This is a genomic window from Sphingomonas sp. (genome assembly GCF_050725575.1).
In the GTDB taxonomy this organism is placed as follows: Bacteria; Pseudomonadota; Alphaproteobacteria; order Sphingomonadales; family Sphingomonadaceae; genus Sphingomonas.
This window is the reverse complement of record NZ_JBOHHW010000030.1, coordinates 1-21,543: the sequence shown is the minus strand read 5'-3', so window position 1 is coordinate 21,543 and position 21,543 is coordinate 1. Positions and strand designations below refer to the sequence as shown.

23 protein-coding genes are annotated in these 21,543 nt (G+C 64.9%); 17 read left to right on the top strand and 6 right to left on the bottom strand.

Annotated features, from left to right (window positions below):
* The first annotated feature begins 202 nt into the window (after window positions 1-202).
* The 11 genes from ACRECS_RS18120 (at window position 203) to ACRECS_RS18070 (ending at window position 10,015) form a co-directional block, all read left to right on the top strand.
* A complete protein-coding gene (locus tag ACRECS_RS18120) occupies window positions 203-880 on the top strand; it encodes an endonuclease/exonuclease/phosphatase family protein (RefSeq protein ID WP_431584344.1) in 678 nt (225 codons plus the stop codon).
* On the top strand, window positions 880-3,174 hold the full coding sequence (locus tag ACRECS_RS18115) for a patatin-like protein (RefSeq protein ID WP_431584343.1): 2,295 nt from the start codon (window positions 880-882) through the stop codon (window positions 3,172-3,174). Before ACRECS_RS18120 ends, ACRECS_RS18115 begins: the two co-directional genes overlap by 1 nt.
* 71 nt (window positions 3,175-3,245) lie before the next feature.
* Window positions 3,246-3,608 carry a lipopolysaccharide assembly protein LapA domain-containing protein gene (locus tag ACRECS_RS18110; RefSeq protein WP_431584342.1) on the top strand — a complete coding sequence of 121 codons (363 nt, stop codon included), beginning with the start codon at window positions 3,246-3,248 and terminating at the stop codon, window positions 3,606-3,608.
* Complete coding sequence (pyrF, locus tag ACRECS_RS18105) at window positions 3,605-4,279, top strand: orotidine-5'-phosphate decarboxylase (protein ID WP_431584341.1); 675 nt, start codon at window positions 3,605-3,607, stop codon at window positions 4,277-4,279. Before ACRECS_RS18110 ends, pyrF begins: the two co-directional genes overlap by 4 nt.
* An 83-nt stretch (window positions 4,280-4,362) precedes the next feature.
* A complete protein-coding gene (locus tag ACRECS_RS18100; RefSeq protein ID WP_431584340.1) occupies window positions 4,363-5,001 on the top strand; it encodes a phosphoribosylanthranilate isomerase in 639 nt (212 codons plus the stop codon).
* A 41-nt stretch (window positions 5,002-5,042) separates the two neighbouring features.
* The gene (gene trpB / locus ACRECS_RS18095) at window positions 5,043-6,287 is read left to right on the top strand and encodes a tryptophan synthase subunit beta (protein ID WP_431584339.1); all 1,245 of its coding nucleotides are present in this window, start codon (window positions 5,043-5,045) and stop codon (window positions 6,285-6,287) included.
* Window positions 6,284-6,484, top strand: coding sequence for a hypothetical protein (locus ACRECS_RS18090; protein WP_431584338.1), 201 nt, complete (start codon window positions 6,284-6,286; stop codon window positions 6,482-6,484). The genes trpB and ACRECS_RS18090 overlap by 4 nt, the downstream gene beginning before the upstream one ends.
* Window positions 6,481-7,281, top strand: coding sequence for a tryptophan synthase subunit alpha (gene trpA, locus ACRECS_RS18085; protein WP_431584337.1), 801 nt, complete (start codon window positions 6,481-6,483; stop codon window positions 7,279-7,281). The genes ACRECS_RS18090 and trpA overlap by 4 nt, the downstream gene beginning before the upstream one ends.
* Complete coding sequence (gene accD, locus ACRECS_RS18080) at window positions 7,278-8,135, top strand: acetyl-CoA carboxylase, carboxyltransferase subunit beta (protein ID WP_431584336.1); 858 nt, start codon at window positions 7,278-7,280, stop codon at window positions 8,133-8,135. The genes trpA and accD overlap by 4 nt, the downstream gene beginning before the upstream one ends.
* A gap of 37 nt (window positions 8,136-8,172) precedes the next feature.
* A complete protein-coding gene (locus ACRECS_RS18075; RefSeq protein ID WP_431584335.1) occupies window positions 8,173-9,495 on the top strand; it encodes a bifunctional folylpolyglutamate synthase/dihydrofolate synthase in 1,323 nt (440 codons plus the stop codon).
* Between the two features lie 67 nt (window positions 9,496-9,562).
* Window positions 9,563-10,015 carry a DUF6628 family protein gene (locus ACRECS_RS18070; protein WP_229727013.1) on the top strand — a complete coding sequence of 151 codons (453 nt, stop codon included), beginning with the start codon at window positions 9,563-9,565 and terminating at the stop codon, window positions 10,013-10,015.
* A 151-nt stretch (window positions 10,016-10,166) separates the two neighbouring features.
* On the opposite strand, the gene ACRECS_RS18065 is transcribed toward ACRECS_RS18070, so the two are convergent.
* Entirely contained in the window at window positions 10,167-10,916 is a 750-nt protein-coding gene (locus tag ACRECS_RS18065; RefSeq protein WP_431584334.1) for a BTAD domain-containing putative transcriptional regulator, read from the bottom strand.
* Entirely contained in the window at window positions 10,913-12,259 is a 1,347-nt protein-coding gene (locus tag ACRECS_RS18060) for an AmpG family muropeptide MFS transporter (RefSeq protein WP_431584333.1), read from the bottom strand. The genes ACRECS_RS18065 and ACRECS_RS18060 overlap by 4 nt, the downstream gene beginning before the upstream one ends.
* Window positions 12,260-12,324: 65 nt before the next feature.
* Between ACRECS_RS18060 and ACRECS_RS18055 the strand changes: the two genes are divergently transcribed.
* Window positions 12,325-13,464 (top strand): aromatic ring-hydroxylating oxygenase subunit alpha, encoded by a 1,140-nt coding sequence (locus tag ACRECS_RS18055; protein ID WP_431584332.1) that lies wholly within the window; start codon window positions 12,325-12,327, stop codon window positions 13,462-13,464.
* Window positions 13,465-13,467: 3 nt separating this feature from the next.
* On the opposite strand, the gene ACRECS_RS18050 is transcribed toward ACRECS_RS18055, so the two are convergent.
* Window positions 13,468-13,899 carry a response regulator gene (locus tag ACRECS_RS18050; protein WP_431584331.1) on the bottom strand — a complete coding sequence of 144 codons (432 nt, stop codon included), beginning with the start codon at window positions 13,897-13,899 and terminating at the stop codon, window positions 13,468-13,470.
* A 257-nt stretch (window positions 13,900-14,156) separates the two neighbouring features.
* Between ACRECS_RS18050 and ACRECS_RS18045 the strand changes: the two genes are divergently transcribed.
* Both ACRECS_RS18045 and rsmD read left to right on the top strand, forming a co-directional pair.
* Window positions 14,157-15,443, top strand: coding sequence for a pseudouridine synthase (locus ACRECS_RS18045; RefSeq protein WP_431584378.1), 1,287 nt, complete (start codon window positions 14,157-14,159; stop codon window positions 15,441-15,443).
* 3 nt (window positions 15,444-15,446) lie between these two features.
* Window positions 15,447-15,983 (top strand): 16S rRNA (guanine(966)-N(2))-methyltransferase RsmD, encoded by a 537-nt coding sequence (gene rsmD, locus ACRECS_RS18040; protein ID WP_431584330.1) that lies wholly within the window; start codon window positions 15,447-15,449, stop codon window positions 15,981-15,983.
* Here rsmD and ACRECS_RS18035 read toward each other — a convergent pair.
* A complete protein-coding gene (locus ACRECS_RS18035; protein WP_431584329.1) occupies window positions 15,980-17,245 on the bottom strand; it encodes an MFS transporter in 1,266 nt (421 codons plus the stop codon). The genes rsmD and ACRECS_RS18035 overlap by 4 nt on opposite strands.
* Before the next feature lie 25 nt (window positions 17,246-17,270).
* On the opposite strand from ACRECS_RS18035, the gene ACRECS_RS18030 reads away from it, so the two are divergent.
* On the top strand, window positions 17,271-17,438 hold the full coding sequence (locus ACRECS_RS18030; RefSeq protein ID WP_431584328.1) for a hypothetical protein: 168 nt from the start codon (window positions 17,271-17,273) through the stop codon (window positions 17,436-17,438).
* A gap of 236 nt (window positions 17,439-17,674) precedes the next feature.
* Here ACRECS_RS18030 and ACRECS_RS18025 read toward each other — a convergent pair whose 3' ends face one another.
* Together ACRECS_RS18025 and ACRECS_RS18020 are read right to left on the bottom strand one after the other, a co-directional pair.
* A complete protein-coding gene (locus ACRECS_RS18025; RefSeq protein ID WP_431584327.1) occupies window positions 17,675-18,061 on the bottom strand; it encodes a nuclear transport factor 2 family protein in 387 nt (128 codons plus the stop codon).
* Window positions 18,062-18,137: 76 nt separating this feature from the next.
* Entirely contained in the window at window positions 18,138-18,533 is a 396-nt protein-coding gene (locus tag ACRECS_RS18020) for a GFA family protein (RefSeq protein ID WP_431584326.1), read from the bottom strand.
* A gap of 101 nt (window positions 18,534-18,634) precedes the next feature.
* Here ACRECS_RS18020 and ACRECS_RS18015 point away from each other — a divergent pair, with 101 nt between their 5' ends.
* Both ACRECS_RS18015 and ACRECS_RS18010 read left to right on the top strand, forming a co-directional pair.
* A complete protein-coding gene (locus ACRECS_RS18015) occupies window positions 18,635-20,935 on the top strand; it encodes an ATP-dependent helicase (RefSeq protein WP_431584325.1) in 2,301 nt (766 codons plus the stop codon).
* A 62-nt stretch (window positions 20,936-20,997) separates the two neighbouring features.
* Window positions 20,998-21,522 carry a hypothetical protein gene (locus ACRECS_RS18010; RefSeq protein ID WP_431584324.1) on the top strand — a complete coding sequence of 175 codons (525 nt, stop codon included), beginning with the start codon at window positions 20,998-21,000 and terminating at the stop codon, window positions 21,520-21,522.
* Window positions 21,523-21,543: the final 21 nt, after the last annotated feature.

The following is a 21,543-nucleotide window of genomic DNA, read 5'->3' as shown; positions in this document are numbered from 1 at the left end:
GCTCAACGCTCTAGCGCGCATGCAGCCACGCCGATCGCTATTCCACTTTTCCGTAAGCGCGGCCGCTTGATTTAGACGGCCAACCGAGGAAAGAGGGACGGCACCCGGTCGCGGCGTCGTCCGACCTGGGCACCATTTTCGAAGGGCGGCGTTCCCTACCTGCATGATCCCAAACCGCCCCATAAAAGTCGCCAGCTACAATATGCGCAAAGGGGTGGGCACTGACCGCCGCCGCAGCCCCGAGCGTATCCTGGAGGTACTGCGCGAAATCGATGCCGATGTGATCGCGCTGCAGGAATGCGACCGGCGCTTCGGCAGCAAGGCCGCGGTGATCAGCGCGCACCTGCTCCACGAACACAGCCCGTGGAAAGCGGTCTCGTTCGGCATTCGCGCGGCGAGCATGGGCTGGCACGGCAATGGCCTGCTGGTGCGCAAGGACGCGCTGGTGATGGATTGCGAGGCGATCCACTTGCCGACCCTCGAACCGCGCGGCGCGGTGATGGCGGATGTGCGAGTCGATGGTGCGCCGATTAGGATCGTCGGCATGCATCTCGATCTGTCGGGGTTGTGGCGCCGGCGCCAGGCGCATGCGATCCTGAGCCATGTCGAGTCTTCCGCCACCAAACGGCCGACCATCATGATGGGCGACCTCAACGACTGGAGCGCGGGATCGGGCTGCCTGCGCGACTTCGCGCATCATTTCAGCTTCGCCGCGACCGGTCCGAGTTTTCACGCCCGCCGCCCGGTCGGCCGGCTCGACAAGATCATGGTGTCGCGCGAGCTGCGCATCATGGATTGCGGCGTCCATCACAGCGCAGCGGCGCGCAAGGCATCCGATCATCTGCCGGTCTGGGCATTGATCGAAGTCGGGCCCGCCTGATGCGCGAAAAGGAACTCCGCCTTGCCCTGATCTGCTATGGCGGCATCAGTCTTGCGGTCTACATGCACGGCATCTCCAAGGAGATCTGGCGGCTTGCCCGCGCCAGCCGCGCCTTTCTCGACGGCCAGGCCCCGACCAGCGGCAGCCAGGGCATCTATCGCGCCTTGTTGCAGGAAATCGAGGACGAGACCGGGATTCGCCTGCGCGTGCTGGTCGATATCATCGCCGGGGCCAGCGCGGGCGGCCTGAACGGCGTGTTCCTCGCCCAGGCGATCACCACTGGCCAGAGCCTCGAGCCGCTCACTCAGCTCTGGCTCGATTCCGCCGATGTCGAGGCACTGATCGCGGAGGATGCCGCACCGGCATCGAAACTGACCAAGGTCTGGGCACTGCCGATCGCATGGATGGCGGGACGGCGCAGTGGCGACAAGATCGACGAGACGGTCGAGGCCGGCGCGCGCGATGAGGTTCGGGCGAAACTGTCGCACTTCATCCGCTCACGCTGGTTCGCCCCGCCCTTTGGCGGCGAACGCTTCACCAATCTGATCCTCGACGCGCTCGACGCGATGGAAAAAGGGCCGAAAGGCGAACGCCTGTTACCGATCGGCCAGCCGCTCGACCTGTTCGTCACCGTGACCGATTTTCGCGGTCACCCGGAACGGCTGAGCCTCAACTCGCCATCCGAAGTGATGGAGACCGAGCACCGGCTGGTGGTGAATTTCACCGATCACGGCGTGGCCGGCGAAACGCTTGCCCATCCGGCCGAGCTCGCCTTTGCCGGCCGCGCCACGTCGAGTTTCCCCGGTGCCTTCCCCCCCTTCACGGTCAAGGAAATGGACCGCGTGTTGAAGCAGCGCGGCATGGACTGGCCCAGCCGCAAGGAATTTCTCAAGCGCATCCTGCCGCGCCAGGCCGCGATCGGGGCGGAGGAAGATGCGGTGCTGATCGACGGGTCGGTGCTTGCCAATGCGCCGTTCAAGCCGGCAATCGATGCGCTGCGCGAACGTCCCGCGCGCCGCCAGATTGACCGCCGCTTCGTCTATATCGATCCCTCACCCGGCATGAAGCTCAACCTTGGCGCAAAGGCTCAGGCTGCGCCGAGCTTCTTCCAGACCATCCTCGGCGCGGTTTCCGAACTGCCGCGCCAGCAGCCGATCCGCGACAATCTCGAGGCGATCGAGGGGCGCTCGCGCCGGATCGAGCGGATGCGGATGATCGTCGAGGCAATTCGCCCGGAGGTCGAGGCCCAGGTCGAATCGTTGTTCGACTATACCCTGTTTCTCGATTCGCCGACGCCCGCGCGGCTCGGCCATTGGCGCCGTCGCGCTCAGGCCGCCGCGGCAAGCAAGGCCGGTTATGGCTATGTCGCTTATGGCCATCTCAAGATCACCGGCGTGATCGAGCTGATCACTGACCTGCTCTACCATGTCGGCAGCGAGCCCGGCCCACAGCGCTGGGCAACGATCCGCGGCCATATCGCGACCGCAGTACGCGAACGCGGATTCGACGACATGACCCCGTCGTTCAGCGACGGCGCGAGCGCGACGACGATCGATTTCCTGCGCACCTATGATCTCGGCTTCCGCATTCGCCGGCTGCGCCTGATGGCGCGCCGCCTGACCAGGCTGGAGGAGGAGAATGCCGACGCCGATATCGGCCAGCTGCGTGAGGCGATCTATATCTCGCTGTCCGCCTATCTCGACGTGAAGCGCACTGAGCATCACGGCGTGCTGCGCCGCGACGTGCGGCAATTGCGCGGCGATGCCGGGCCGTTGCTCGACAAGCTCGCCGCGTCGCTCGACCTCAAAACGCTCGACGAGCAGACCGAACAGCGGCTTGCCGATGCCTTTGCCGGCCTGCAGCGCGAGGTAAAGCGGCCAATGCTCCTGACCTATCTCGGCTTTCCCTATTTCGATGTCGCGACCCTGCCGCTACTACAGGGTGAAGGGCTGGACGAGTTCGACCCGGTCAAGGTCGACCGCATCGCACCCGACGACGCCAGATCGATCCGCGGCGGTGGCGCCGAAGCGACGTTGAAGGGCATTCAGTTCAATGCGTTCGGCGCGTTTTTCAGCCGCGCTTACCGCGAGAATGATTATCTCTGGGGCCGCCTCCATGGGTCGGAACGGGTAATCGACATCGTCGTATCGTCGCTGCCCGACGCGACCCGTATGAAGCCCGGCCGTATCGCCGCGATCAAGCGCGCCGTGTTCCACGCGATCCTCGATGAGGAAGCCCCCAAGCTCACCGCGATCACTGCGCTGATCGAAAGCTTGCGAAAAGAGATCGGTTAACCGCACCGATATGGCACCGTAACGATCCGCATGGGCTGGCCAATCGCCGCCGCCCGCGTTAGCGTAGCATTATGCAATTCCTGAAAATCCTCTTCTGGTGTCTGCTCGCCTTCATCGCGGCGATCTTCACGATTGGGAACTGGACCACCGTGCCGCTCAAATTGTGGGGCGGGCTGATCGCCGAGGTGAACCTGCCGCTGCTGCTGCTCGTCACCTTCCTGATCGGCTTCCTGCCCGCCATGATCTATTACCGTGCGGTGCTCTGGCGCTTACGCAATCGTCTTTCCACCTCACAGCGGACGATGACCGATCTGCGCGACGCGACCGCGGCACCACCGCCGCCGGTCCTGACTCCCGATCCTGAACCGGTGTCGCCGGCACCTTCAGTGCCGCCCGCTTCCGTCCCCACCGCCGTGCCGCCGGGCGTCGCATGAGCAGCCGCATCTTCGCCGCGCTCGACACGCCCGACATGGCAAAGGCGCATGCGCTTGCCAACAGGATCCGTCACCATGTCGGCGGCATCAAGCTCGGCCTGGAATTCTTCATGGCCAATGGCCGCGCCGGCGTGCGCGAAATGGCAGAGCTCGACCTGCCGATCTTCCTCGACCTGAAATTCCACGACATCCCCAATACCGTGGCCAAGGCGATCATGGCGCTGCGCCCGCTTGAGCCCGCGATCCTCACCGTCCACGCCGCCGGCGGCCGCGCGATGCTTGAGGATGCCAAGGCGGCCGCACCGACCGGCACCAAGGTCGTCGCAGTGACCATGCTGACCAGCCTTGATGACAGCGACCTGCGCTCGATCGGCTATGTCGGCGATCCGCATGAGCAGGTGATGCGCCTGACCGAACTCGCCATGTCGGCGGGCGTCGACGGCGTGGTCTGTTCGGGCGCCGAAGTGGCCGCCGCCAAGGCGCTGTGGCCAAAGGGGTTCTTCGTCGTCCCTGGCGTTCGCCCGGCCAATGGCAGCGTGGGCGACCAGAAGCGCGTCGTCACGCCGCGCGAGGCAATCGATGCCGGCGCCTCGATCCTGGTGGTCGGGCGGCCGATCACTCAGGCGGAAGACCCCGACCAGGCAGCACGAGACATCGGCGCAACCCTCTGATCCCGACCTCGCTGCTTTTTCTTCTCTCCCGCAAAGCCCAAACGGGAGTCACGTTTTCGCGCGAATGACGCTAGAGGGCGGGGATGCCCATCACTGCCAAAATCTGCGGCCTGTCGACGCCGGAAGCCCTTGATGCCGCGATCAAGGGCGCAGCGAGCCATGTCGGTTTCGTCTTTTTCCCACCCTCACCGCGGCATCTGTCGCGCAAACGCGCGGCACAGCTCGCCGCGCGCGTACCCGATCATGTCACCCGGGTTGGCGTCTTCGTCGATCCCGACAATGCCCAGATCGAATCCGCGATTGACGCCGGCCGGCTCGACGCATTGCAACTCCACAAGACCAGCCCGACGCGAGTGGCCGAGATCAAGGCTCGCACCGGCCTCGAAATATGGGCCGCGGTCGCGGTGAAGACGCGTACCGACCTGGACGCCGCGCGGACCTACACGGCGGCCGCGGACCGCATCCTTTACGACGCAAAAACGCCGGATGGCGCAGCACTCCCCGGCGGAATGGGCGTGCGGTTCGACTGGAGTCTGCTCGAAGGTTTCAGGCATCCGATGCCCTGGGCGCTGTCAGGTGGCCTCGATCCGAAGAATGTCACCGAGGCGATCCGCCGCACGCGAGCGACGCTGGTCGACGTCTCGTCCGGTGTGGAAAGCGCGTCGGGCATCAAGGACGAGACAAAGATTGCCGCCTTCCTGAAGGCTGTGGCAACCCTCTAACGCGCTCGACACCAACGACGAGGGTGGTAAAGCCCGCCACGATGAACGCTTCTCAACCCCTCACGCCCAATTCGTTCAGGGCTCAGCCCGACGAACGCGGCCATTTCGGCGATTTCGGCGGCCGCTATGTCGCGGAAACGCTGATGCCTTTGGTCCTCGATCTCGACAAGGCATACCGCGCCGCCAAGGCCGACCCGGCCTTCACGGCGCAGTTCGAGCATCTGCTCGAACATTATGTCGGCCGCCCGAGCCCGCTTTACCATGCCGAGCGCCTGACCGAGGCGCTGCGCGAATCCGCGCCCGAAGGAAAAGGGGCGGAAATCTGGTTCAAACGCGACGAGCTCAATCACACCGGCGCGCACAAGATCAATAACTGCATCGGGCAAATCCTGCTCGCGATGCGCATGGGCAAGACCCGGATCATCGCCGAGACCGGCGCGGGCCAGCACGGTGTGGCCACCGCCACGGTCTGCGCGCGTTTCGGCCTTCCTTGCGTGATCTATATGGGCGCCAAGGACGTCGAGCGTCAGGCGCCGAACGTGTTTCGCATGAAGCTGCTTGGTGCCGAAGTCCGCCCGGTGAAGAGCGGCGCGCATACCTTGAAGGATGCGATGAACGAGGCGATGCGCGACTGGGTCGCCAACGTCCATGACACATTCTACATCATCGGCACCGCCGCCGGCCCGCATCCCTATCCGGAGCTGGTGCGCGATTTCCAGAGCGTGATCGGCCGCGAGGCGCGGGCGCAAATGCTCAGCCGGATCAACCGCCTGCCCGACCTGCTGGTCGCGGCGATCGGCGGCGGGTCCAATGCGATCGGCCTGTTCCACCCGTTCCTCGACGATCCCGATGTCGCAATGCTTGGCGTCGAGGCGGCCGGCCATGGCCTGGACAAGGAACATGCCGCCAGCCTCGCCGGCGGAGCGCCCGGCATTCTGCACGGTAACAAGACCTATTTGCTGCAGGATGAGGACGGCCAGATCACCGAGGCGCATTCGATCTCGGCCGGGCTCGACTATCCCGGCATCGGGCCGGAGCATAGCTGGCTGCATTCGATCGGCCGGGTCGAATATACCAGCGCGACCGATGTCGAAGCGCTCGACGCGTTCCAGCTGCTGTGCCGCACCGAAGGCATCATCCCCGCGCTCGAACCGTCGCACGCGATTGCCGCCGTCGCGAAGCGCGCGCGCGACATGGACCGCGACCAGATCATCCTCGCCAATCTGTGCGGGCGTGGCGACAAGGATATCTTCACCGTCGCCGAAGCGCTGGGAGTGTCGATGTGAAGCGGACGCTCGCCCGAATTGCCTTTGTCGCAACAATCCTGCTTGTCCTGACCGCAATATCCGTTGCGATCTCAATGCGCTTTCCGGGGCATCTGGTTGGTGGATTGAGCGGCAGCGTGGCAGTCTTGATACTGTTGAGGATGCCGAAGCTGTTCGACAAAATTTGGCCCAAGCCGATGCAGGGGTGGGCCGAATGACTCGCCTCTCCAATGCCTTCGCCAAGGGCCACCCCGCGCTCGTGACCTTCGTCACCGCCGGCGATCCTACACCCGCTGCCACCGCCGCGATTCTTGACGCATTGGTCGCGGGCGGCGCGGACGTGATCGAGCTCGGCATGCCGTTCACGGACCCGATGGCCGATGGTCCGGCGATTCAGGCCGCGAATCTGCGCAGCCTGGGTGCCGGCACCAAGACCGCCGATATCCTCGCCATCGCCCGGGCCTTCCGCGCGCGCCATCCAGACACGCCACTGGTGCTGATGGGCTATGCCAATCCGATGACCATTCGCGGTGCCGACTGGTTCGCCGCTGCGGCAAAGGATGCCGGCGTGGACGGCGTGATCTGCGTCGATATCCCGCCCGAAGAGGATGAGGAACTCGGCCCCGCACTACGCGCCGCCGGGATCGACCCGATCCGCCTCGCCACCCCGACCACCGATGCGGCACGCCTGCCCCAGGTACTCGATGGCGCGAGCGGCTTCCTCTATTATGTCTCGGTCGCCGGCATCACTGGCCTGCAACAGGCAGCGCAGGTCTCGATCGACGAGGCGGTCGCGCGGCTCAAGGCATCGACTGACCTGCCGGTTGCGGTCGGCTTCGGCATCCGGACGCCCGAGCAGGCAGCGGCGATCGCCAAAGTCGCGGACGGCGTCGTGGTCGGCTCGGCGATCGTCGATCTCATCGCCGAACATGGCGAGGCTGCGCCCGGCCCGGTTCGCGCCTATATAGAAAGTCTGTCGACGGCGATCCGCGCCGCACGGAAGGAATTAGCATGAGCTGGCTCACCAGCGTCCGTAACGCGCTCTCGTTCGTGGTTCCGGCCAAGAAGGACACGCCCGACAATCTCTGGCACAAGTGCAAGGGATGCGGGACGATGACCTTCGTCAAGGAACTGGAGGAGAATCTCCATGTCTGCCCGCATTGCGACCATCATGATCGCATCGGGCCGATCCTCCGCTTCTCCTATGTCTTCGACGAGGGCAGCTACACGATCATCCCGCTGCCCAAGGTGCCGGACGATCCGCTGAAGTTCCGCGACACCAAGCGCTATGTCGACCGCATCAAGGCGGCGCGCATCGCAACGTCCGAAGGCGACGCGCTGATCAATGCTCGCGGCACGATCCACGGTCACAAGGCCGTGGTCGGGGTGCAGGATTTCGCCTTCATGGGCGGGTCGATGGGCCTGGCGGTGGGCGAAGCGTTCGTGCGCGGTGTCGAAAACGCGATCGAGGATAATTGCCCCTATATCATCTTCACCGCGGCAGGCGGCGCGCGCATGCAGGAAGGCATTCTCAGCCTGATGCAGATGCCGCGCGCGACCGTGGCGATCGCGATGCTGCACGATGCCGGCCTACCCTATATCGTTGTGCTTACTGATCCGACCACCGGCGGCGTCACTGCCAGCTACGCAATGCTCGGCGATATCCAGATTGCCGAGCCCGGCGCCCTGATCGGCTTCGCCGGCCAGCGCGTGATCGAACAGACGATCCGCGAAAAACTCCCCGAAGGGTTCCAGCGCGCCGAATATCTGCTCGAGCACGGGATGCTCGACATGGTGAAGCACCGCAAGGACCTGCGCGAGACGCTCGCCAGCGTGATCGACTATCTCTGCGTGAAGAAGGCGGCATAGCCTTCGTCCATCTATCATCGATGCCGGAGGGGAATTGATGCCCGACCATGCCACCTCCGCCTCTCCGGCGGTGCAGATCCAGCTCGACCGTCTCTGGTCGCTTTCGCCCGGTGCCGATATCCTAGGCCTCGGCCGCGTCACCGAACTGCTCGGCCGCATCGGCAACCCGCAGGACAGGCTGCCGCCAGTCTTCCATGTCGCCGGCACCAACGGCAAGGGGTCGACCTGCGCCTTTCTGCGCGCCACGATCGAGGCCGCTGGACTGACCGCGCATGTCTATACCAGCCCGCATCTCGTGCGCTTCAACGAGCGGATCCGGATCGCCGGAAAATTGATCGAGGATGATGCGCTTGCCGCGTTGCTCAGCGAAGTGCTCGATCATGCCGACGGCATCGGCGCCAGCTTCTTCGAGGTCACCACCGCTGCCGCGTTCCTCGCCTTTTCGCGCACCCCGGCCGATGCCTGCGTCATCGAGGTTGGATTGGGCGGCCGGCTCGACGCGACCAATGTCATCGCCAACCCCGCCGCAACCGGTATCGCGCAGCTCGGGGTCGATCATCAATCCTTTCTCGGCAACACTGCGGAAGAGATTGCCGGCGAGAAAGCCGGCATCGCCAAGGCCGGCGTGCCGCTCGTCACCATGCGCTATCCGGCATCGGTCGCGCAGCGCGTCGCCGGCGTCGCACAGGCGGCCGGCACGTCCGTATCGGCGGCTGGAGGTGTCTGGCAGTTCAGCGCCGACGAACGGAACCTAACCTATCAGGATGCGGCTGGCAGCATTGAGGCGCCGCTTCCCGCGCTCACCGGCCCGCATCAACCCGAAAACCTCGCTCTCGCCATCGCCCTGCTGCGTCATCAGCATCAGCTGACGATCCCCCTCAAGGCCTATCGAGCAGCGGCCAAGGCGGCGCGCTGGCCTGCGCGCATGCAGCGTCTGGGCAAGGGGCCGCTCACCACGCTCCTGCCGGAGGGCAGCCAGCTCTGGCTCGACGGCGGGCATAATCCGGCGGCAGGAATCGCGGTGGCAGCGGCGCTTCGCGAGATCATCGGTGACGGCCCCCGCATTCATCTTGTCCTTGGCATGCTTGCCAACAAGGATCCCGAAGGGCTGCTCGCCCCGATCCGGGAATTCGTCGCATCGCTTCATGCGGTGCCGGTCCCCGATCATGATTGCCATGCGCCGGACGATCTCGCGGCCATCGCGCGCGCCATGGATATCCCGGCCTTTATCGCGCCGGATCCCGCTGCCGCGCTGGCCGCCATCGTGGCCGATTTCACTGCTCCGGCCACCATTCTCGTCCTCGGCTCGCTCTATCTGGCCGGTGAAGTGCTCGCCGAAAACGATGAAGCACCGGATTAGATCTTATTGCTATTGACTTGCAATAACGGACGCGCGACGATCATGGGGTTCTCAACGGAGTCCCCCCATGACCCCCGCTCCAATGTCGTCTCCCAATCCGGCCCTGACCCATGCGACATTGCTACCGCACGCGGTGCCGCCCTGCCCCAACGCCCGGCTTGCCTTGTTCGCGATGCGCCGGATGGGTGCGCGTGGCCTGTCCGATGCACCGGCCACGCACGCGATGATCACTGGCTTCGGTGAGAGTTTTCGCCGGCCGCTGGTGCTGATGCGCGCGTTCATGGCGGATCTCGCCAGCGCCGCGCAGTGTCCGATTGCGATCGCACCGTGTTGCTGCGGGCGGATGACGCCAGCCGAGAGCATATTGCTGACTGTCCTGGCCCGTACCGAAACCGCCCCGGAAACGGCGCATTTCCTGCTCGCCGACCTGCTCGGGTTGCGCCATGCCGACGGCGTGCTGGCCAGCGCGACCGCGGTGACCCAGGCATTCGCCGATGCGGGCCGGCCGATCGCGGCTTAGAGTTTGATCCCGCTCCGCTGAAGCGCGGCACCGGCCAGTGCTGGCCTGCCGCCGAGTATAGGATGCCCCCGGCATCCTATAGATCATGCCGGGGCATGATCGACCCGGCGGCCGGCCAATACTGGCCGGTGCCGTCTTACTGGATCAAACCCTAACCCCGCGCGCGTAACGCCGCGAGTTTCTCCGTCGCCCAGCGATACATGTCCGCCTCGGCCGCGCGTTGCTGCCGGTCGAGGCGTTTCATCCGCCCCTCGACTTCCTCCAGCACGGCGCGGGCCTTTTTCTCCCATCCCTGATCGAGCAGCAGCGCGGCATAACGGCAGCGGCCTTCCTCGCCCGGCAGGCGCGTGACCAGATCGGCATAGAGCGCCAGCGCTTCTTCCTTGCGCCCCAGCGCCTCGAAGATGCGCGCCCGGAGCAGGCCGTGCCGGTCGCGGTCGCTTTGCGTGCTCGGCGCGGGATTGGCATCGAGCGTCGCCAATGCCTCAGCCGCCGCGCCGGTCTCGAACTGCGCGCGCGCCAGCTTCTCGCCGGTTCGCATGTCGAGCGGACCGCGCTGGATTGCTTCAAGGTACAAAGGCAACGCGTCGTCATAGCGACCCAGCTCGGCCAGTGCATCGGCCAGCCGGATGCGATTGGCGGCGGTGTCGGCGAGGTCGAGCGCATCGCGTGCCGCCCGTACCTCCCGTTCGGGATCGAGTTTCGCGACGACGGACGCGCGCGCGGTGCGGACATGGCGATTGCCCTGCAGCCGCGGATAGACCTCGATCACCAGATAGGCGATCGTGCTCGGCCCCGGCAGGAACATCAGCGCCATGATCCACAACTGGTTCCGCCCGTTGCGGATCACATCGATGATCAGCATCACCTGAATGGCGAGGATCGCGAGATAGATGATCATTCGGCGGCTTCTGCCCGCGCGCCCTCGCGCGCTTTTCGCACGCTTTCGACCACGAAGCCGCGTTGCCACAGCAGCCACAGCAGGATCATGCCAGGCAAGGCGATGACCATCGTCATGATCCAGAAACCGGGCCAGCCGAATTGCTCCGCGGCATAGCCTGCCGGCACCGACAGCCAGGTTCGCCCGACCGACGCAAGCGAGGATAGCAGCGCGAATTGCGTCGCGGTATAAGCCAGGTTCGATAGGCCCGAGAGATAGGTCACGAACACGGTTAAACCGATCCCGCTGGTCACCTGCTCGGTCGCGACGGCGATGATCAGCCAGGTATTGGAATGGCCGTGGAGCGCGAGGATAACGAACATCAAATTGCTGAACATCATCAGCAAGCCGGAGACGAACAGCGCCCGCCCCATGCCCAGCCAGGCCATGAACGGCGCAGCCAGCGCGATGCCGACGATCAGTCCCCAGAAACCGATCAGCTTGTTGATCGCGATGAATTCCGTGTCGGAAAAGCCCAGCTCGACGATCATCGGGTTGAGCATCGACTGCCCCATCGCATCGCCCAGCTTGTAGACCAGCACGAACAGCAAGATCAGCAGCGCACCCCGACGCTTGAGGAACTCGGCGAACGGGCCGATCAACGTGTCCTGCAGCCATTGGCCGACCGATTGACGTTCCTTCGGGATGACGCGGTCATGGCTGCCGGGCCCGGCCCAGAACGCGGCGATGATGCCGGGGATGATGCACAGGCCGGTCAATCCATAGGCCATCGCCCAGCCGAGATTGAGCCCCTCGGGCGAGGCCAGTGCGATCGTGCCGACGCCGGCGAAAAAGGCACCGAGACGATAGCCGAACTGATTGTTCGCAGTCCCGTGCGGCAATTCGTCCTCGGGCAGGATTTCGATACGATAGGCGTCGATGATGATATCCTGCGTCGCGCCGAGGAATGCGGTGGTGATCGCCCAGAAGGCGAATATGCCAAGATGCATTTCGGGCTGGCTCGCGCCCAGCATCCAGACCGATCCGAACAGCAATGCCTGAACGAAAAACAGCCAGGCGCGGCGCTGCCCGAACAGTCCGGTTAGGATCGGCAGCTTCAGCCGATCGACCAGCGGCGCCCAGAGGAATTTGAGCGCATAGGGTGTGGTCAGGCCGATCGCGAAACCGATCGTCTTCTTATCGATCCCGACCTTGGCGAGCCAAAAGGTCATCGTCCCGAGTAACAACGCGAGCGGGAAGCCGCTCGAAATGCCAAGCAATAAGGCCGCCAGTGGACGGGGTCTCAGATAGGGCGCCATCGTCGCGAGCACGCCCTTGCGTTCGCTTTCAACCCCAGCAACCATCAAACTCTTGCTCCCCGCGCTCAAGACGCAGAGACTAGCGGGAAAAGCTGGGAGAGGAAGCGTCGATGAACGCACCCGTGAAGATCGTACGACCAACCGAAGGACAACTCGCACTCGCCGCGATATTGGCGAATGGCGGCACGCGCCCCAACCGGGGCATCACCCATATCGATGCGGCCGCCTATACCGATCCTGCGCGCCATGCGGCCGAGCAGGAACGGATCTTCTCGAAACTGCCCTTGGTCATCGCGCCCTCCGCGCTATTGCCGCAACCAAACATGGCCGTGCCGCATGATGGATTCGGCAAGCCGCTGCTCATCACCCGTGACAAAAGTGGTATGGCGCACGTCTTCCTCAACGTCTGCCAGCATCGCGGCACGCGCCTGGTCGAAGGCGGCGAAGCCGTCTGCGCGCCGCGCCTGATCTGCCCCTATCACGCCTGGAGCTATACGCTCGACGGTGCGCTTTCCGGCCTGCCGCGGCCCGATGCCTTCCCGGGCCTGGACAAGACCCAATTCGGCCTCAGGCGCTTGCCGACATGCGAAGCGGGCGGGCTGATCTGGTTCGCGTTCGACGAACAGGCCGATTTCGCCGAAGCCGAGGCGCTGGGCCATGATTTCGACGCTTTCGACATGGCCGGCCAGTATCTGTTCCGTCGCCGCACGCATGATGTCGCGGCGAACTGGAAGCTGATCATGGATGCGTTCCTCGAAAGCTATCACGTGCAGCGACTCCATGCTGCGACGATCGGCCCGTTCTTCAAGGACGGCGTCTCGACCGGCGATCGCATCGGCCCGCATCAGCGATCGGTGGTCGGGCGCGAAGCCGCGCTCGCCGCGGCGCAATCGGACGACTGGCCGACGCTGCGCGCGGCGATGACCTATACCTATCAGATGTTCCCCGGCACGGTGCTGATCGTCAGCCCCGACTACATGAACCTGATGACGCTGATGCCGCAGTCGGAAGGCCGTGTGCTGATCGAAGATTTCATGCTGATCCCCGAGGCGCCCGCGACCGAAAGGGCGCTGGCGCATTGGGAGAAGAGCTGGAACCTGCTCGACGGCGGCGTGTTCGCCTCGGAGGATTTCCGTGCTGCCGCGCTTGGTCAGGAAGGGCTCAGCTCAGGCGCGATCGATCGGCTGACGCTGGGGACGCTGGAAACCGGGATGCGGTACTTCCATGACGAAGTGGAAGCGCGGCTTTAGCCTCTAGGCAACCTTGGCGAACAGGGTCAGCCCATGCGGCAGCCGCTTGGTCTTCTTGCCCTCGAGCACGGCCTCGATCACCTCGATCGCGGTGAGCAGGTCGCGCGGCATATAGGGTTTGGCCAGGCATCCGGCCGCGACATCCTGCCCGCCCGCCGGGCAATCGCCGGTCACGAACAGCACTGGCAGGGCGTGCGCATGCGCTTCACGCGCAACATCGATTCCGCTGCCGTCGGCCAGGCTGATATCGACCAGGACCAGGTCGATATCGTGCCCGCCGCGAATCACCGTCATCGCATCAACGACACGATCGACCGTGGCGACGATCTCGAATTCGGCTTCACGCAGGAAATGTTCCGTGTCGAACGCAACCAAAGGGTCGTCTTCCACGATCAACAGCATGCAAATTCGCCGTTTTTTCTTGCCGAACAACATCGTCCGGGGGTCCGCCTCTACACATTGGTCCGGGAAGAATTCCCTACTACCTCGTTACGCCTGCGTCCCTTAACGCGCCGCATCGCGATCTGCCGCAACATTTTTTTCGGGTCACCCCGCATTTTGCCTGTATCAGCCGGAATGTGACCCTGAATAAGCCATCAAAAGACGTAGCCAGGGAGTCGTCGAAAGACTCCCAGCGCATTGCCAAGCTGCTCGCCCGCGCGGGCATCGCCTCGCGGCGCGAAGTCGAACGCATGATCGCGGAAGGCCGCGTCGCGCTGAACGGCGTCGCGATCGATACGCCGGCAACGATCCTGACCTCGCTCGCCGGCGTGACGGTCGATGGCAATCCGGTCCAGGCCGCCGCGCCCGCGCGCCTATTCCTCTATCACAAGCCATCCGGCCTGCTGGTGACCGAACGCGATCCGGGCGGACGACCAACCATCTATGACAAGCTACCCAAGGATCTCCCGCGCCTGGTGCCGGTCGGCCGGCTCGATCTCAATACCGAAGGGCTGTTGCTGCTCACCACCGATGGCGAGCTGAAGCGTCAGCTTGAACTGCCCGCGACCGGAGTCGAGCGCGCCTATCGCGCGCGCGCCTATGGTGCTGTGACTCAGGCGCAACTTGAGGATTTGATCCACGGCGTCGAGATCGAGGGCGTGCGCTACGGCTCGATCAACGCCAATCTCGAACGGCGTACCGGCGCCAATGTGTGGATCGAGATGATCCTGACCGAAGGCAAGAATCGCGAAGTCCGCCGCGTGCTCGAATATCTCGGGCTCAAGGTCTCGCGCCTGATCCGCACGCGCTATGGCCCGTTCGTACTCGGCGACCTCCCGCCGGGCGACATCGGCGAAGTGCGCCAGCATGACGTTGTCGTGTTCCGCAAGAACCCGACGCGCAATCCGCCGCCCGAGCGGCTGAAGCAGGACGAGAAATACAGCGCCCGGCCTAAACCGACGCCGGTCGTCGCCGGTGCGCGCCGTGCGCCCTCGCCCGCACCGCGCCGCGCAGAGGCGCCCGGCGACCGACGCGCGCCATCGGCCGGTCCAAGGGCGCCGCGCCCGGAGCCGGTCGCGATCGGCGACAAGCGCCCGGCGCGGCCCAAGGCCCCCGCACCGCGCATTGATCGTGCTGCCGCGTCGCGTGCCGATCGCGAATCCTTCACTGACGCACGGCCACCGCGCACCCCCCGGGGCCAGAAGCCGAGCGGGTGGACGCCCGATACGACCCCGGGCCCTGGCGAGCGCCCGGCACGCGAGGCGCGCCCGACCAGCGGCGCGGCGCCTAAGCCGAAGCGCTTCTACGACGCCAAACCCAAACAGGGCGCCCGCAGCGAAAACGGTGACCGGCCGAAGCGCGTGTTCAACGCCGAGCTCGGCCGCAACGTCCGCGCCAAGCCCGATGCGCACGCGCCGCGCGGCGATCGCCCGGCCCGACCGCCGCGGGACGATGCCCGTCCCTCCTCGCGCCCGACCAAACCGCGCAGCGGCGGCAAGCCCGGTGGCCCGGCGCGCCCACCAAAAACCCGGAAGTAAAGCATGCGGATCATTGCCGGCACCTGGCGCGGCCGCCAGATTATCGCGCCCAAGGGCGACGCCACCCGCCCCACTGCCGATCGTACTCGCGAGGCACTGTTCTCGATGCTGACCAGCCGCCTTGGCAGTTTCGAGGAACTGGCAGTGGCCGACCTGTTCGCCGGCTCGGGCGCGCTTGGCCTGGAGGCATTGTCGCGCGGTGCGGCGAGCTGCGTGTTCGTCGAGCAGGACAAGGCCGCGCTCGACGCCTTGCGCGCCAATCTCGCCAAGCTCGAGACCAAGGGCGATGTCCGCCCGCAATCGGTGCTCGCTTTGGCGCGGGTCACGAAACCGCTCGACCTGATCCTGATGGACCCGCCCTATGGCACCGGCGCCGGCGCAGTGGCGCTCGACAAGCTGTCGCGCCTCGGCTGGACCGGCCCGGCGACCTGGATCAGCATCGAAACCGCGCGCGACGAAACGGTTGCGGTCGACGGCTTCGCGATCGATGTCGAGCGAGTGCATGGCAAGGCCAAGCTGACGATCCTGCGGGCGGCCTAAACACTCTTTTCGCGAGCGCGAGGGGAATTGAGCAGCATCAATCCGCCCAGGCTGAGCACGCCCGCCGCCACCAGATAGGCACCGACGAGGTTCAGCCCACCCCGATCGGCCAGCATCTGCGCGAAGATCGGCGCCAGCGCCCCGCCCACGATCCCGCCGAGATTGAATGCCACCGACACGCCGGTATAGCGTACCCCCGGCTCGAACAGCGACGGCAGCCACCCGCCCAGCGGTCCATAGGCAAAGCCCATCACGAACAGCGAGAAGGCGAGCCACGCGAACACCACGACCAGCGATGCCGCGCCGAGCATCGGCCCCATCAGCAGGCCGGCGATCACACACCCCGCAAAACCGAGCTTCAGCATCGCCGTCGCGCCGCGGCGATCGGCCCAGACGCACGACACGATCACGCCGAGCGCAAGGAACAGCACCGCGCCGATCTCCAGCCCGAGAAACGCCTGGCGGCCATGCCCCAGCGTGGTCGTGCCGTAGCTCAGCGCAAAGGCAGTGGTCAGGTAGAATAGCGCAAAGCACGCGATCACGCCGACCGTGCCGGCGATCGTCGGGCGCAGATGGGTGCGCAGCAGCGTCGCCATCGGTACCTTGGGCACAGTCTCATGCGCGACGGCATCGAGGAATGCCGGCGTCTCGGTCAGCTTCAGCCGCACCCACAGGCCCAGCCCGACCAGGATCGCGCTGGCCAGGAACGGCACCCGCCAGCCCCAGTCGCGGAACTGCGCGTCGGTCAGCAGCACGCCGAGCAGCAGGAAGAAGCCATTGGCGGCGATGAACCCGATCGGCGCGCCGAGCGGCGGGAACATGCCGTAACGATTCTCCCAGCCGCGCGGCGCATTCTCCACCGCGAGCAGGCTCGCCCCGCCCCATTCGCCGCCCAGCCCCAGCCCCTGCCCGAAGCGCAGCACGCACAGGATCAACGGCGCGACCCAGCCGATCTGCGCATAGCCGGGCAGGAAAGCGATCAGCACGGTCGATCCGCCCATCAGCATCAGCGAGGCGACCAGCGTCGACTTGCGCCCAAGCCGGTCGCCGAAATGCCCGAACACCGCCGCCCCCAGCGGCCGCGCGAAAAAGGCCAGCCCGAAACTGGCATAGGACAGCATCAGCTGCGCCGACATACTCTCCGACGGGAAGAAAAGCGGCCCGAACACCAGCGCCGCCGCGGTCGCATAGATATAGAAATCATAGAACTCGACCGAGGTGCCGATCAGGCTGGCGAGCAGCACGCGGCGGTGCCCTATCATGGGGCGCGCATTCATGGGGCTAGTCATGCCGCAGCGTTCGCGCGGCGCACCGCGCCGGTCAAGCCCGGCGACCGCCCAGCCGACCATTCAGCGGATCCCGCCAGAGGCGATTTGCTGGCTGTTCCTGGCTGTTATTTTGAGATATTTTTTTCTGACCACCAAATCGACTTTCAAGGCCTCTATTTTCGGTTAATTATCAGTAGCTTGATCCTGGCTGGCTGTTATTGAATAACAGCCAGGTAACAGCCAAAGAACAGCCAGCTTTTCTGGCTGTTAATCGCCGGAACAGCCAGCAAGGCCATTCACCATTATCCAGTCATGAGAAAGAGCGCGCCGGAGGCTTGAGCGGCTCCCGTCCAAACGCTTACTGCCATGTGCCACGCCAACCTTGAATCGGGAAACGCGCCCGCCGCCGAAGGTCGAACCGGCCTAGGCCGCCTCGCCCTGAAGCACCGCCGCCATCAGCGGGATCACTGTGTTCAATGCCTTTAGCGGCCGCAGCATCACCTTGAATTCAGTGATCAGCCCGGCCTCGTTCCAGCGGATCATGTCGACGCCTTCGATCTCGATCCCGTCGATGCTCAGCGCGAACTCAAGCACCGCCGAGCCTTCGCCATGCCATTCATCGACATAGCGGAAGCTGTCATTGTTGAGCACAACCATCGCCGCGCGGAGGTAATGCATCACCAGCGCCTTGCCCGCCTGCGGCCGGTGCACCGCGGGCGACAGGAACACCGCATCCGTGGCGATCAGCGCGTCGAGCTTGGCCGGGTCATTGCTCTCGATATAGTCGTGCCAGCGTTTGACGACGTCCATTGCTATGCCCTCTGCGTGTGTCCAGCGGGCAAGCTAGCGTTCACGCGCGGACAAGTCACTCACGGCACCGCCAGAATCATTGCGCCGGATAGCGCTCGAACGCGGGCAGATCGGCAATGCCGTCGACCCAGCCAAGCTTGTCCGCCACCTGCACATGAATCGCCGGCGCATGGCTCCCCGCATCGTCGAGCGTCGCCGACTGGATATCGATGATCCCCGGCAGCACCTGCGCATTGGTGTAGAACAGCCCCGTCCCGCACCTGCCGCAGAATTGCCGCCGGCCATGTTCGGACGAGGCATAGGTGACCGTTTCTCCGGTGATCGTCACCTGCCCGTCGAGCAAGGCCATCCACCCGACCATCGGCGCGCCCGCCGCGCGGCGGCAATCGTCGCAGTGGCACAGCGCATGATAGACCGGCTCGCCCGTCGTCTCATAGGTCACCGCGCCGCAATGGCATTGTCCGGTCGGCATCGTCGATTCCCTCATTGTTTCCTGTTTTGTTCCACACTCGCCGCCGCCATGCAAGTCCTTCCGGCTTGCTCTCTTTGCGCGCGTTCCCTACCTGTTCACCGATGAGTCTTCCCGCGCCTTCCCCCGATGATCCGCCCTATCTGTCGGGCCTCAACGCGCCGCAGCGCGAGGCCGTGCTGACCACTGAAGGGCCGGCCCTCGTCCTGGCCGGCGCCGGCACCGGCAAGACCGCGGCGCTGACCGCGCGGCTCGCGCATCTGCTCTACACCAAGCGCGCTTGGCCGTCGGAGATCCTCAGCGTCACCTTCACCAACAAGGCGGCGCGCGAGATGCGCCACCGCGTCGGGCGGCTGGTCGGCGATGTGGTCGAGGGCATGCCGTGGCTCGGCACCTTCCACGCGATCGGCGCGAAGATGCTGCGCCGCCATGCCGAGCTGGTCGGACTGCAGTCCAACTTCACCATCCTCGACACCGACGACCAGCTGCGCCTGCTCAAGCAATTGATCACCGCCGCCGATCTCGACGAGAAACGCTGGCCGGCGCGCGCGCTGGGCGGCCTGATCGACGGGTGGAAGAACAAGGGCCTGACCCCGGCCGATCTCGATGCCGGCGAAAGCGAGCTCTACGCCAATGGCCGTGGCAAGGAACTCTACGCCGCCTATCAGGCACGGCTGATCGCGCTCAACGCATGCGATTTCGGCGACCTGCTGCTGCATATGCTGGTCATATTGAAACGCGACCGCGCGGTGCTGGCCGATTATCAGCGCCGCTTCAAATATATCATGGTCGATGAGTATCAGGACACCAACAGCGTCCAGTATCTCTGGCTCCGTCTGCTCGCGCAGGAGCGCAAGAATATCTGCTGCGTCGGCGATGACGATCAGTCGATCTATTCCTGGCGCGGCGCGCAGGTCGAGAATATCCTGAAGTTCGAGAAGGACTTTCCCGGCGCGGCGATCATCCGGCTGGAACAGAATTACCGTTCCACCCCGCACATCCTCGGCGCCGCGTCGGGCGTGATCGCCAATAATAGCGGCCGGCTCGGCAAGACCTTGTGGACCGACGAGCCCGACGGCGAGAAGGTCAAGGTGATCGGCGTATGGGACGGGCCGGAAGAGGCACGCCGCGTCGGCGAGGAAATCGAAAGCTGCCAGCGTGCCGGCAAGTCGATCGACGACATCGCCATCCTGGTCCGCGCGCAGCACCAGACGCGCGAGTTCGAGGACCGCTTCATCTCGATCGGCATGCCGTACCGCATCGTCGGCGGTTTCCGCTTCTACGAACGCGCCGAAATCCGCGATGCGCTCGCTTATCTCCGCGTCGTCGCGCAACCGGCCGACGACCTCGCCTTTGAACGCATCGTCAACGTGCCCAAGCGCGGCCTTGGCGACAAGGCGGTGCAGAAAGTGCACCAGCTGGCCCGCGCCGAGCAGATCCCGCTCGCCACCGCCGCCGCGCGCATCCTCGATACGGACGAACTGACCCCGCAGGCGCGGCGCGCCTTTGCCAATCTGGTCGGCGACATGGCGCGCTGGCGTGCGCTTGCCAACGACACGCCGCACCCCGAACTGGCGCGCCAGATCCTCGACGAAAGCGGCTATACCGCGATGTGGCAGGCGGAAAAATCCGCCGAGGCCGCCGGCCGGCTTGAGAACCTCACCGAACTGGTCCGCGCGATGGAGGAATATGACAGCCTGACCGCGTTCCTCGAACATGTCAGCCTGGTGATGGACAATGAGGCCGCGGCGGAAGAGGCCAAGGTGACGATCATGACGATCCACGCCGCCAAGGGCCTGGAGTACGACACCGTCTTCCTGGTCGGCTGGGAAGAAGGGCTGTTCCCCTCGCAGCGCTCACTCGACGAAGGCGGCCTCGCCAGCCTGGAGGAGGAACGCCGCCTCGCCTATGTCGCGATCACCCGCGCCCGGCGCCGCGCGGTGATCATCCACGCCGCCAATCGCCGCATCTATGGCCAATGGACCAGCAGCATCCCGTCGCGCTTCGTCGCCGAACTTCCGCAAGCGCATACCGAGAGCGAAAGCAGCATGTCGGGCGGCGAAAGCCTGTGGCGCGCCAACTGGTCTGAACGCGCCGACCCCTTCGCCGATGTCGCACGCGGCACGGGGAGAGGCCCGGGCTGGCAGCGCGCAGCAGGGGTAAACCCGGGCGGCAGCTTCACCAGCCGCACCTTTACGCGCGAGCCGTCGCGGGTGGTGGAAAGCCGCGCGAGCGCGGTAAGTATTGGGAATAAGGGCCGCAGCGATGTCGCAGTCGGGATGCGCGTGTTTCACCAGAAGTTCGGTTATGGCGAGATTGCCGAGATTGAGGGCAACAAGCTGGAGATTGATTTCGAAGCGGCCGGGCGCAAGCGGGTAATGGATAGTTTTGTTACTGTGGGGTGAGGCACTGGCTTCAACTTTCCTCAACTCTTCCCTCTCAAGTTGAGAAAAAACGGGAGCGAGCCATGTCGAAAGCCACTGCAGCGACCGCTATGCTCCTTCTGGCCGGAGTTACTTCCGCCAGCCAAAGACCGCATCCTGTCTTACCCAAAGGACAAATTTGCCGCGGAGATGGATCACAAAACGATAAGCTGATCGAAACTGCGCGGGCAGCGAGCCAGATTCGTGTCATCACAGCAGTCCGCGCTCAGCGTCCCGATCCGGCCGGTGATGCGACGCTGGCCGCGCAACGCGGCGACTGGGGGCTTATTCGCGCGGCAGGAATGGACGGTAGCAGTCCGGCCTATGGTATCGTGTGCGCCGAGGACCAAATGAGTCGGTACAACCAACCGCTGACGCTCGCCTATCGTATCGTCAGCGACGTTCCTGGGTCATGTGAAACGCCCGGATCAAACAAGGATTGTGTAGTCGATGCGCTTATCGAGGGACTGTCAGGAATTTTGTGCGTGAGGTCATATAGATGGAAGAGAAAGGACCATCGATATGGCAATCGACAAGGACGTTTTGGACCAGCTTCTGGCTGGTCGTGACCCGCAGGAACTGTTTGCCAA

Coding starts and splice junctions, on each gene's coding strand:
- ACRECS_RS18120 (WP_431584344.1), top strand. CDS start 203: ATGCGCAAAGGGGTGGGCACTGACCGCCGCCGCAGCCCCGAGCGTATC.
- ACRECS_RS18115 (WP_431584343.1), top strand. CDS start 880: ATGCGCGAAAAGGAACTCCGCCTTGCCCTGATCTGCTATGGCGGCATC.
- ACRECS_RS18110 (WP_431584342.1), top strand. CDS start 3,246: ATGCAATTCCTGAAAATCCTCTTCTGGTGTCTGCTCGCCTTCATCGCG.
- pyrF (WP_431584341.1), top strand. CDS start 3,605: ATGAGCAGCCGCATCTTCGCCGCGCTCGACACGCCCGACATGGCAAAG.
- ACRECS_RS18100 (WP_431584340.1), top strand. CDS start 4,363: ATGCCCATCACTGCCAAAATCTGCGGCCTGTCGACGCCGGAAGCCCTT.
- trpB (WP_431584339.1), top strand. CDS start 5,043: ATGAACGCTTCTCAACCCCTCACGCCCAATTCGTTCAGGGCTCAGCCC.
- trpA (WP_431584337.1), top strand. CDS start 6,481: ATGACTCGCCTCTCCAATGCCTTCGCCAAGGGCCACCCCGCGCTCGTG.
- accD (WP_431584336.1), top strand. CDS start 7,278: ATGAGCTGGCTCACCAGCGTCCGTAACGCGCTCTCGTTCGTGGTTCCG.
- ACRECS_RS18075 (WP_431584335.1), top strand. CDS start 8,173: ATGCCCGACCATGCCACCTCCGCCTCTCCGGCGGTGCAGATCCAGCTC.
- ACRECS_RS18070 (WP_229727013.1), top strand. CDS start 9,563: ATGACCCCCGCTCCAATGTCGTCTCCCAATCCGGCCCTGACCCATGCG.
- ACRECS_RS18065 (WP_431584334.1), bottom strand. CDS start 10,916: ATGATCATCTATCTCGCGATCCTCGCCATTCAGGTGATGCTGATCATC.
- ACRECS_RS18060 (WP_431584333.1), bottom strand. CDS start 12,259: ATGGTTGCTGGGGTTGAAAGCGAACGCAAGGGCGTGCTCGCGACGATG.
- ACRECS_RS18055 (WP_431584332.1), top strand. CDS start 12,325: ATGAACGCACCCGTGAAGATCGTACGACCAACCGAAGGACAACTCGCA.
- ACRECS_RS18050 (WP_431584331.1), bottom strand. CDS start 13,899: ATGTTGTTCGGCAAGAAAAAACGGCGAATTTGCATGCTGTTGATCGTG.
- ACRECS_RS18045 (WP_431584378.1), top strand. CDS start 14,157: ATGATCGCGGAAGGCCGCGTCGCGCTGAACGGCGTCGCGATCGATACG.
- rsmD (WP_431584330.1), top strand. CDS start 15,447: ATGCGGATCATTGCCGGCACCTGGCGCGGCCGCCAGATTATCGCGCCC.
- ACRECS_RS18035 (WP_431584329.1), bottom strand. CDS start 17,245: ATGATAGGGCACCGCCGCGTGCTGCTCGCCAGCCTGATCGGCACCTCG.
- ACRECS_RS18030 (WP_431584328.1), top strand. CDS start 17,271: ATGCCGCAGCGTTCGCGCGGCGCACCGCGCCGGTCAAGCCCGGCGACC.
- ACRECS_RS18025 (WP_431584327.1), bottom strand. CDS start 18,061: ATGGACGTCGTCAAACGCTGGCACGACTATATCGAGAGCAATGACCCG.
- ACRECS_RS18020 (WP_431584326.1), bottom strand. CDS start 18,533: ATGCCGACCGGACAATGCCATTGCGGCGCGGTGACCTATGAGACGACG.
- ACRECS_RS18015 (WP_431584325.1), top strand. CDS start 18,635: ATGAGTCTTCCCGCGCCTTCCCCCGATGATCCGCCCTATCTGTCGGGC.
- ACRECS_RS18010 (WP_431584324.1), top strand. CDS start 20,998: ATGTCGAAAGCCACTGCAGCGACCGCTATGCTCCTTCTGGCCGGAGTT.